The organism is Mucilaginibacter sp. P5_A6 (assembly GCF_056400585.1).
Window position 1 is genome coordinate 379,654 of sequence record NZ_JBFUKZ010000008.1, and the last position, 10,442, is coordinate 390,095.

At 40.7% G+C, this 10,442-nt stretch carries 8 protein-coding genes and 1 tRNA gene; 3 read left to right on the forward strand and 6 right to left on the reverse strand.

Annotation, left to right across the window (positions count from 1 at the left end):
- Nucleotides 1-16: 16 nt before the first annotated feature.
- From aat to AC1DO4_RS11860, 3 genes are read right to left on the reverse strand one after another with little or no spacing between them, the layout of a single operon-like run.
- A complete protein-coding gene (gene aat / locus AC1DO4_RS11850) occupies nt 17-655 on the reverse strand; it encodes a leucyl/phenylalanyl-tRNA--protein transferase (protein ID WP_477415975.1) in 639 nt (212 codons plus the stop codon).
- 11 nt (nt 656-666) lie between these two features.
- Entirely contained in the window at nt 667-2,607 is a 1,941-nt protein-coding gene (locus AC1DO4_RS11855; protein WP_477415977.1) for a DUF3857 domain-containing protein, read from the reverse strand.
- Between the two features lie 7 nt (nt 2,608-2,614).
- Entirely contained in the window at nt 2,615-4,549 is a 1,935-nt protein-coding gene (locus AC1DO4_RS11860) for a DUF3857 domain-containing protein (RefSeq protein WP_477415979.1), read from the reverse strand.
- A gap of 236 nt (nt 4,550-4,785) precedes the next feature.
- Between AC1DO4_RS11860 and hflX the strand changes: the two genes are divergently transcribed.
- Nucleotides 4,786-5,970 (forward strand): GTPase HflX, encoded by a 1,185-nt coding sequence (hflX, locus tag AC1DO4_RS11865; RefSeq protein WP_477415981.1) that lies wholly within the window; start codon nt 4,786-4,788, stop codon nt 5,968-5,970.
- A gap of 19 nt (nt 5,971-5,989) precedes the next feature.
- On the opposite strand, the gene AC1DO4_RS11870 is transcribed toward hflX, so the two are convergent.
- Both AC1DO4_RS11870 and AC1DO4_RS11875 read right to left on the reverse strand, forming a co-directional pair.
- Nucleotides 5,990-7,588, reverse strand: coding sequence for an FAD-dependent monooxygenase (locus AC1DO4_RS11870; protein ID WP_477415983.1), 1,599 nt, complete (start codon nt 7,586-7,588; stop codon nt 5,990-5,992).
- A 3-nt stretch (nt 7,589-7,591) separates the two neighbouring features.
- The gene (locus AC1DO4_RS11875) at nt 7,592-8,302 is read right to left on the reverse strand and encodes an SAM-dependent methyltransferase (protein ID WP_477415985.1); all 711 of its coding nucleotides are present in this window, start codon (nt 8,300-8,302) and stop codon (nt 7,592-7,594) included.
- 56 nt (nt 8,303-8,358) lie between these two features.
- On the opposite strand from AC1DO4_RS11875, the gene AC1DO4_RS11880 reads away from it, so the two are divergent.
- Nucleotides 8,359-9,075 (forward strand): hypothetical protein, encoded by a 717-nt coding sequence (locus AC1DO4_RS11880; RefSeq protein ID WP_477403196.1) that lies wholly within the window; start codon nt 8,359-8,361, stop codon nt 9,073-9,075.
- 171 nt (nt 9,076-9,246) lie between these two features.
- On the opposite strand, the gene AC1DO4_RS11885 is transcribed toward AC1DO4_RS11880, so the two are convergent.
- On the reverse strand, nt 9,247-9,723 hold the full coding sequence (locus AC1DO4_RS11885; protein ID WP_076373882.1) for an Lrp/AsnC ligand binding domain-containing protein: 477 nt from the start codon (nt 9,721-9,723) through the stop codon (nt 9,247-9,249).
- A gap of 154 nt (nt 9,724-9,877) precedes the next feature.
- On the opposite strand from AC1DO4_RS11885, the gene AC1DO4_RS11890 reads away from it, so the two are divergent.
- Nucleotides 9,878-9,989 (forward strand) — tRNA-Asp (locus AC1DO4_RS11890).
- Nucleotides 9,990-10,442 lie beyond the last annotated feature (453 nt).

Consider the following 10,442-nt stretch of genomic DNA (forward strand, 5'->3'; position numbering starts at 1 on the left):
CTTCAAAGTTAACCAATCAAAGCAAACTATTGTGCAAAACGGCTATATATTGCTCCCGGCTTATCATCCTTGCCCCCATTGATTCCAGGTGACCGGTATGTACCTGACAGTCTATCAATTTAAACCGATTGGTTTCGCACAGGTAGATCAGTGCTGCTTTTGATGCATTGCTAACGCGGCTAAACATGCTTTCGCCACAAAAAACTGCGCCAACCCACATGCCGTATAAGCCACCTACCAACTTGTTTTGCTCCCACACTTCAACGGAATGGGCGTAGCCATCTTTATGAAGTTTAATGTATGCAGTCTGCATTTCATCAGTTATCCAGGTACCATCCTGGCCTTCACGCGGGGCTATTGAACAAGCTTTTATCACTTCGGCAAAGCAGGTATTGGTGGTAACCCTGAACTTACCAGAGCGCAGCACCTGCCGCATTGATTTAGAGATCTTCAACTCCTGTGGATAAAGCACAAAACGCTCATGCGGCGAATACCAAAGGATAGGCGTATCATCACTATACCAGGGGAAAATTCCATTTTGATATGCTAATAATAAACGATCGGTCGATAGGTCGCCGCCTACAGCCAAAAGCCCGTCTGGTTCGGCCAGCTCAGGCTCAGGAAATAGTAAACGTTCATCAAGCCTGAATATCATCAGGGGCAAATTTAAGCTTTGCGGCGTATCACCAGTTTTTTATTTTGCGCTTTGGCAACAGCGTCCATATAAACCTGCATTTCGGTGTATTTGGCAGCGGGGATAATATAATCGCTAAGATTAAACTTAGCAGTACTTATCACCTGGTTTTTGGAAGCATCATAAGCAAATTTTACATCATAGGTGCCATAGCTAAATTTTAAGCTTTGGCTGGTTGGCAGCGTTTCTACTTCAAAACCGGCAGGAAGGTCAATTGTGGTTATGCATGATTTTTGTAATGGCATGTCGAAATAAAAATCATTTTTCCTCTTTTCCTCAATTGGCACTGTGTTTTGCCAAAGGGAAAATACGCCCGGCCTATAAAATTGCTTATCTCCTGTGGCTATGTCGCAAAACTTATCATACTCCAGGATGATATCCACTTCTTTAATGCCCTCCTTATCTGTTGCAGGTTTAAAATCAAATACAGACGGTTGCTTCATATGCAGATCGCGTATGATATATTCTTTTTGCTCATCTGTTTTTAAAGCGGCAACCCCTATATAACCAGACCGGTATATCCCTGTACTAAATATTTTTAACTGTGCTTTAGCTCCGCCATCGGCATCCAGCACAATATGAACTTCACTATTAAACTGGTTATCGACAGCTAAGCTTCGGGGCGTATTTATTAGCCTGCCTCCATTTTCGGTAATTATTAAAGCCTTAGTATTCTGTGTAGATGGATCTAACTTTCCAAAGGGCCTTGTATTGCTTGTGCACTCGAGCCAGGTAGTATCATTTTTAAAAGGGATACACAAAACAGCATGATTAAATGTGTTGGCCGGAAAAGTGGCATCAATAGGCTCGCTATTACTGGCAGACCTGATGATGGTATAATAAGAATCAATATTAACGGCTTTGAGCAATGCACGCATATAGTTAGACAAGGCTTTACAATCGCCGTACTTTTTCTGGTCCACAAAGGTTGCAGGGAAAGGTTTATACCCGCCAATACCCAATTGAATGCCTACATACCTCATGCTTTTTTGCATGTAGTTATACAAAAAGCGGGCTTTATCTTTATCCGTTTTAATGGAGTCAGTCATCTTTTTTATCTCTGCTGTACGCTCGGGGCTTAATATACACACATCACCATTTAGCGATTTAATCCAGTTACCAAAAGACTGCCAGCTACTAAAATCACCAGGGTAACCATAGCAATCAAATGAGCTTGCAGCAAAAGAAATTTTTGGTAAAATAGTCCAGGCTAAAACATGCTCTTCTTTTTTAATTGCTTTCAAATTTTGAACCTTCCACAAATAGCTATCTAAACCATCGGCATTCTTTTTTTCGGGTTTGATCTTTGTGTTGGTATTTTTAAACCGAAGGCCAACTGAGGGACCAAATGAAATTTTATAAGACGAAAACTGAACAGATTGCTCAACCTGATTCTGAATATACCAACTATCTAAACCTATAAAACTACTTTCATCTTCTTCATAAATTTTCTCAATTGTAATTGGATAGGCCGCGATAGCATGCCTTACAGCCAGAAATCTTTCGTTTGTAACCATGGTTTCATCATCAGCGGCAGAGCCGTCATACATATCGCTTTTACGATATTTTTTTATTTGCTTACCAGATGCATCAAAAATATTCATCTCGATATCACTATAAGAATCATATTTTTTATTGTAACCCATCTCCAATATGGCTTCACTATCGTCCTTTTCGTTTAGAATAGTTACAATGCTATGATGTTTCAGGATCATTTTCCCCGGGCCTTTTACAATTACCTCTTCACTTGAGTACCTCAGCACCGAATTTGCATCCTCCTTCAAAGAATCAGGAATGGTTGCTGCGATATATAAATCTTTAGGAATATTTTTATCCTGGCTATAACCTTTACTGTATAGCGCACATAAGGCCGTTGCAATGAGCAGCAGCCTGGTATAATATTTAATAAACATAGTTTTATCAGCCTTTTTTAAGTACAATCTGTTCGTTAAGCATATCGTACATCTTTTTACAAAACTCACGGAACTCGGGATAATTCTCCTTAAAGTACAACGACTTTTTATGATCAATACTAAAGCGCACCATTATTGACCCATCCTGTTCGGCAACAAAGCGTTTAAAAGTAACTGTACCATCAGGGATGGCCATGCTTATGCTTTTAGGCATCGCGTCAATTTTGTACCCTGCAGGAATTTTAAAAATGCCTGTTATGGCGTAATTATCGCGGTAGCCAAAATCAATATCTGTAAAGCGGTTTTCGGCCAAAAACGGGTTTGTTTTAAGGCCGGTAAACAGGTTTGAATTAAAGTAAATATAATTATCATCGCTCCCCGTTAAATCGAGGTTAAAGTTGAGTTTTTGGCGTAACGGCAGGGTGTCAACATCCAGGTTTTCAAAAGTCAGCGAGGATATTTTAAGGCTATTGTTATCTTCTCTCAAAAAGTCGTTATACTTTTTTTCGCCGTCGGTTTTGTACTTTTTAGTATAGTACATTTTGTTGTAGCTAAAGCTGCTAATGTCGGCACTGCCGTTCATTTTACCATCGGGCTTTATTTCGGCATTTAGCAAAACAACCTGGCGTACAGGTTCTGGTTCCTGTAAAAACGAAAGGTCATATATCTTGTTCGCGTCATCAATGTAAAAGCCAAATGAGTTTAAAAAGGTACGGGGCACCTTGTTGTAAAGATTGTATTTACTGGTAGCATCAAGTGCATAATATTTAGCACTATCAACCGGTATATATGCTATCATACTGTTAAATTGATAAACGCTTGGGTAGCTTGGGTTTATGCGACCATTATCGCGCGTGCTTACCATCATCGGATAAACTGTGAGTCCCGATTTTTTTAGTAAGTGGTAAAGCACTATGTTTATTTCGGCTGAGTTGCCTACCTTTTTTTCCCATGCCTTTGGCGTACCATCGGTACTGTTAATGTCATAAACATCATTCCACTTTATAGTATTTTTAACCTCATTAAAAACATAAGCAATTTTTTCATCATCGGTTTTAAGAGCCTTTGCTTTGCTAATAATTAGTTCTTCGCCCGTAAGTTTCCTGTTTAGCTGACCGCCAAAATCCTCATTATTTATCCTGTTTTCGCCAACTTTTTTCCACGAGTCCTGGAAGTTAGGATAGAAATAGCCGGGTATGCGTATACTTAGCAGTTGGAAAAGTATGCGCTCAGAATTATCATTACGGGCATCCATGTAGGGCTCATCTTTTAACGATGGAATGTTGGCCATAGCCTCGATATGGGTATTTGACGAACTTGTTTTATCAACTACATATGGCAAATGTAAGTTTGGCAACCTTTTATAGGTTAAAATATCCGGTATGTTGGTATCCAGTTCGCTATACCTCGTAGGCAGGTCGCTTTGAAAATACCAGTCGGGGAAACTGCTTACAGAGGCGCTGGTCAGCCTGTATTTATATTCAATTATACAGCCTGGTTTTACATTTGGGAATGAGAAAACAATTGCCGAGTAGTACTTATCCACAGCTTCGGTGAATATCTGTTTTTTATCAACCTTAATAATTTCAACCGCTCCATTGGTTAAATTAATGGTTTGCGCCTGCAGGCCGGTTATATATTGAGAGCGGTTGTTGCTATAAAACTTTATGCGGATGTTGGCCTCATCTTTACCGTTATCATTAAAAATTTTAATGCGCGTATGCCTGTCGGTATTGATATTGTATTGGGTATCAAAATAAGTATCGCCTTTATCAAAAAGAATTTCGGCGTTGGCGTCCGGCTCAAAGTCGCATTTTGTCATTTCAAGATCGGCTTTATCTACTTTGCCAAAAGATTGAGCAGTGGGTACTGGGGTAGTAGTTTGGGCACCTACAGAAAGGCCCAGGGTCCCTAAAAATAGCAGGGTAAAAAGTTTGTTCATTGCTGATAAGGTTTAATCAGCACGAATATAATAATTAGGTAAATGATTATTATAAAATAAATAAAACTATTTCTGAGGTTATTTGTGTCAATCCTTCAACACCCATTATTAACCAATTTTATAATTTTTTATACCCGCCGGTTTTTTAATTACATTATACATGTTATTTTGGCATAAAGTGCCCCGGTTTGTGTATATATTAGTAAACTGGCACTTTGATTGATAAACCATAGTTAATGAAGCAAAAATTTTATGATACTGCTGTGAAGCAGGAAAAAGCTATTTTGGTTGGCGTGATGACACCTCACGTAACCGATGAGCAGGAAAAAGAGTTTTTAGAGGAACTGGAGTTTTTGGTGGCCACAGCCGGTGGCGAAACCGTAAAAAGCTTTACCCAGAAACTGCAACGACCGGATAGGGCAACGTTTGTAGGCTCGGGCAAGCTGGAGGATATTAAAGCCTTTGTAATAGAAGAGGAAATTGACATGGTTGTTTTTGATGATGAACTATCACCGTCACAACTGCGCAATATTGAAAACGAATTACAGGTAAAAATATTAGACCGTAATAACCTGATACTGGATATTTTTGCAAACCGTGCGCAAACCGCGCAGGCTAAAAGCCAGGTTGAGCTGGCCCAGCTGCAATACTTATTACCCCGCCTTACCCGTTTATGGACCCACCTTGAGCGCCAAAAGGGTGGTATTGGTATGCGTGGCCCGGGTGAATCGCAAATTGAGACTGACAGGCGTTTGATCCTGAATAAAATATCGCTGCTAAAAGAAAAACTAAAGCAGATTGATAAGCAAAACGAAACGCAACGCAAAAACCGTAATCAAATGGTGCGTGCGGCTTTGGTTGGGTATACCAACGTAGGCAAATCAACCATTATGAATATGATCTCCAAATCGGAGGTTTTTGCCGAGAATAAGCTATTTGCAACGCTTGATACCACGGTACGTAAAGTAGTTATTGAAAATGTGCCATTCCTGCTGTCTGATACGGTTGGGTTTATTCGTAAACTACCGCATCATTTGGTCGAGTGTTTTAAATCGACCCTTGATGAAGTGCGCGAGGCCGATATTTTGGTTCATGTTGTTGATGTTTCGCACCCCAATTTTGAAGATCAGATTCGTACGGTTAACGAAACGCTGAAAGATATTGGCGCTATTGATAAAAAGATGATCACGGTATTTAACAAAATAGATGCCTTTAAACCCGAGCAACATCAATTGGAACAGCAGGCCGAACCTCTTACCCTTGATGATTTTAAACATAGCTGGATGGCCAAAAACAACAGCCCTGCCATATTTATATCGGCCACAAAAAAAGAAAATGTAGATGAATTCAGAAGTTTGCTTTATGAAGAAGTAAAAGCTATACATACAGAAAGATATCCGTATGATCAGCTGCTTTATTGAGACTAAAACTCAGTAACTGTTAAGCTTGGTTAAAGCCCACAACATTCTGCAAATAATTATCCATCATATCAATGTCAATAACGTCGTTGATAAAACCGATATGCATATCCGGGCGGATGATAAGTGCTTTTTTTTGTTTTTCCCTAATCTCAAAGGCATCAAACACCTGTTGGTTTTTGGCAGAAGGAGGCAGGTAAAAAAAGTTGAGATTAGATGGGTATTTCTGTGTGATCCACTTGGCAAGCGTAAACAGGTCTATCTCCTGTAGTTTGCCAAGGGCTATTATCGTAAAGCCGGGTTTGCTGCACCATTCGTGCAGATCGGTTTCCTTTTGTTTTTTTTCATCAAACACTTTAAGGTATGGTAGCCTGTCGCCCGCTTTTATTTGGGTAGCATTACTCAGGTGCAGGTTGATCTGGCTTTCACGGTAATCTATTCCTATTTGCGAAACACGTATAAAAAATGCTTTTCTTAAATCGGGTTTATTCCAAACAGTTTTCAATACCGTTGGGAGCAGCCATCTCTTAAACAACCCCACAAACCAATTGCGGGATAGAATCATTTTAAAAACGCGGTCGGTAGTATTAAGCAGAGTTTTGGCTACGGGCATGCGTTCTTTGGCGTAACTGTCCAAAACCGATTCCTTTAGTTGATTATTCACCACGCCGGCGAGTTTCCAGGCTAAATTATAAGCATCCTGCAAGCCTGTGTTCATTCCCTGGCCGCCAACCGGTGAGTGGATATGGGCTGCATCGCCCACCAAAAAACAATTTTGCGACCGGAATTTATCTGCCATGCGGTGGTGCAGGCGGTAATCGGTGAACCAATTGACCTGTTCAACCCGGATATCCTGCCCGGTTATCTTATTAAGGAAGGGCAACATCTCTTCTATCTGTAAATCCGTTTTTCCATCAAATTCATCGGGCAGGTTACCAACAATACGGTAGCACTGTTCCTCGGGCATAGGGAAAAAACCGGCAAAGCCTTTTTTGGCCATGAACAGATTTACCCTATCGCCAAGGTCATTCCCAATCTTAACATCGGCTAAATAAAATTTATGCTGATAGGTATCACCACTAAAAGGTATTTGTAATTGTTTGCGTACAGCACTATGCGCGCCATCGGCACCTATTAACCAATCACAGGTAAGTCTTTGTTTCCCGTCCCCGGCCTGTAGCTCAACAATTGTCCCGGATGCATTTTGTTCGACGCTTAACAGCGAAGTATTCCAGTAAACCGGGCAGCAATTGAGGGTTAAAAAATCGAGCAGCAGGCGCTCGTTCTTACTTTGCTGGTACATTATAATATAAGGGAAAGCGGTTTGCCCTTCGCCTACATTATCCAGCGAAAGTTGGACACTTTCTTTTCCTTCCTGGTTAAATATTACCCCGTTGGCTTGCTTTCCTCCTTCAATTATCTTGTCGATAACACCCATCTGCCGATAAATTTCCAGCGAACGGGCCTGCACCGCCAACGCTTTTGATTGATTGGTTGGGCCTTGTCTGCTATCAATTATTACGGGCTGTACACCATAACGCAATAGCTGGGCTGCCATCATTAATCCTGACGGACCGGCTCCTACTATCAATACGCTGGTATGCTGCTGCGTAATGGTCATTATTTAGCCATGATAAAGTAAAAAAATAGTTGGGCGTTTGTGCAGTTCAGGCACTTTCTTCTGCCAATCCATGATAGTTTTAGTTTGCACAAATTCGGTAGTAGCGGTAAGATCGCAGGCAATGCAAAGTTTTGTTTTGGGACTGGCTGTTTTCAGGATCTCTTCAAGCAACGGATTGTTGCGAAAAGGTGTTTCAATAAATATCTGTGTCTGATCGAGCCGGGTGGCCAGGCCTTCCAGTTCTTTGATCTTTTTACTGCGCAGCACCTTATCAATTGGCAGGTAACCATTAAAGGTAAAGCTTTGCCCATTAAACCCTGAAGCCATTAGCGCCAGCAAAATAGAACTTGGACCAACCAAGGGCACTACTTTTATACCCATACGATGGGCTTTATCAATAATTTCTGCGCCAGGGTCGGCTATGCCGGGGCAACCGGCTTCGCTCATCAGGCCAACATCATTACCAGCCTGCAGCCCCTTAAAAAAATCGGCAGTGCCCATATCACGATTATACTTGCCATAATCATGAATTACGAGCTCATTTTGCGGGGTTTTCAATCCGGCCTCTTTTAAAAACTTACGGGCGGTTTTTTCATTCTCTACAATATATTCCTTAATACTATTAATAGTATCAACCAAATAAGGTGTAAATGACTTGGCAGCCGCTTCTTCGGCAAGAGGTACAGGGATTAAATAAAGGGTTCCATAGGGCATATTGCAAAGTTGGTGTTTTTTGTTTAATTTAAGCTATTGAAAGGAGCGTGAAAATTATGAAACCATTAGGTGTTAACTGGTTTATTGAGGGGTATATTGATTTTGAGCATAAAAAGTATCTCCTGCTTAACTATTTACAGGAAATTAACCGCCACTTTGATAAAAGCCGGTTATACCCTAACCTTGCCGACCTGATCTTCCACTATAATAACCTGGTAGATTTTAAAAAAAATAAAACGCTGATGCAGCAGGCCTTTCCGCAACGGTTAACCCAGGCGGATATTGATGCTGTAAAGCTTACCTACCAAAAAATTATCAGGGACGATCAAAGCATGCAGGAGATAGAGCAGATCATCTCCTATGCTATGTCCAAAATGAACCCGGCTATCCAAACAGGTAAAGAAATTTATGACTTTGTAGAGCGCCACCTCAATATAGATCCGATAGGTATTATACCGCTGATGCCATATCATGGCTACTTTTCGTTACGTAACGGCAAGGAACGCACAAGCTGGATCTATGAATACCAGATCACCATTTTTGAGGGAAAGGATGATAAGTACCGGGGCATTCACGTAAGTTTTATCGACACTTATGAGCATAGCATTGTCAATACGCCCGAAGCTATTAAACTGAATTTAATAAACCGCAATAAGTTTATGCCCAACCCGGCGGTATATTATGTACATAGTGATATCACTTTCCCGTTGGAGCAAACGTTGCTGCCGGTGGCTAAAAGGAGTTTGGTGAAGTATATTTCGAAAGCAGCGTAATTTCTGACCCGGAATTTATCGTTTTTTTAACTACGATAATTTTCGAAGCTCGCTTTTAATTAATTTTTTAATGCGACAAATTCAGGCTCAGGCACAAAAAAGACCATTACCCTAAGCCTAAACTTAGCATAACAGCCCATTTTAAAAAATCATCAAAATCTTAAGTACCGTTTACTCCAAGGTAATCTGCCTCCTTATACTTTCTTCAAGCGAAATGAAGGTTTCTGTACGTTGAATGCCTTTTACGCCCTGGATCTGCTCGTTTAATACTTCGCGCAGGTGCGTGGTGTCATGGCATACAATTTTGGCAAAAATACTCCATTCGCCGGTGGTATAATGCAGCTCAACTATCTCTTTTATAGTTTTTAGCTGCTTAACGGCTTCATTATATTGCGAGCCTTTTTCCAGGTAGATACCCAAAAAAGCTGTAATATCGTACCCTAATTTTTGCGGATCTACCTCTAAGCTGGCTCCCTTTATTACACCCATCTCTTCCAACTTTTTCATCCGCACGTGTATGGTTCCGCCAGAAACTATTAACTCTTTAGCTATCTCAGTGTATGGAGTGGTAGCATTTTTCATCAATATTGATAAAATCTGGATATCGAGATTATCAATTTCTAAATTTTGAGCTTTTCTGTGGGACATAAATTTGAATATCTATATTGAAATACAAGTTTAATTAAAATTTGAATAAAAATAAAATATTTTTGTTGAAATATTTGCAAGGAATTGATAGGTCTATTAGATTTGTATCATAGCAAACGACAAAATGCTTATCGTTCTTTAACAAGAAAAATAATGTTGGGTGGTGAAATTTTTGGCAGACACACCTCCTTGTCCCGGTGGCGGAGATCATAGAAAACCCGAAGCGGGCTAACTACTCTGTGGAGGTTCGAATCCTTCCCCAACAGCAAATCCATGAAAGACGGGATTTATATAATGTAGGATGGTGAAATTTTTGGCAGACACACCTCCTTGTCGCGGTGGCGGAGAAATTGGGAAACTTTCAGCAATGAAAATAACCACTCCGTGGAGGTTCGACTCCTTCTCCTACAGCTCTTCTCATAATTTAGGTTTATAATTGGTTAGTAAAGGCCCCTGCCCATCAGGGGCTTTGCTGTTTTTATAGGTTTTTTTTCGGGAGCAACGGCTTTTGGAGCAAGGAATAAGGATTACCACGATTTTTGACTAAATTGTATGGCAATTTTTCTCACCACTCACCACTCACCACTCACCACTCACCACTCACCACTCACCACTCACCACTCACCACTCACCACTCACCACTCACCACTCACCACTCACCACTCACCACTCACCACTCACCACTCACCACTCACCACTCACCACTCACCACTCACCAC